This window comes from Streptobacillus ratti (assembly GCF_001891165.1).
Classification (GTDB): domain Bacteria; phylum Fusobacteriota; class Fusobacteriia; order Fusobacteriales; family Leptotrichiaceae; genus Streptobacillus; species Streptobacillus ratti.
In genome coordinates this window covers 1-392 of sequence record NZ_LKKW01000085.1, presented here as the reverse complement: position 1 = coordinate 392, position 392 = coordinate 1, and the positions used below count along the sequence as shown (strand labels likewise).

Below are 392 nucleotides of genomic sequence, written 5' to 3'. Positions count from 1 at the left end.
AAATTATGAAAATTTCAAAGCAGAGAGTGCAGAAATATATAGTATTTCATGTGATACAGCTTTCGTTCATAAAGCTTGGAGCGATCATTCTCCCAAAATATCAAAAGTTGAATATCCTATGATAGGAGATCCTACAGGATTTTTAGCTAGAGAATTTGGTGTAATGATAGAAGAAGAAGGATTAGCTCTAAGAGGAAGTTTTGTAATTAATCCTGAAGGAAAAATAGTTGCTTATGAAATTCATGACAATGGAATAGGTAGAGAAGCTTCAGAATTATTAAGAAAATTACAAGCTGCTAAATTTGTTGCTAAACATGGAGAAGTTTGTCCTGCTAAATGGAAACCTGGTAAGGAAACTTTAAAACCAAGTATAAACTTAGTTGGAGAACTTT

Annotated in this window: 1 protein-coding gene; it reads left to right on the top strand. The window is 32.1% G+C overall.

Features of this window, described 5'->3' with window-relative positions; all coding sequences use genetic code 11:
• Positions 1 to 392, top strand: a 392-nt coding sequence (locus BT993_RS06880) for a peroxiredoxin (RefSeq protein WP_072593808.1), incomplete at both ends; no start/stop codon positions are given.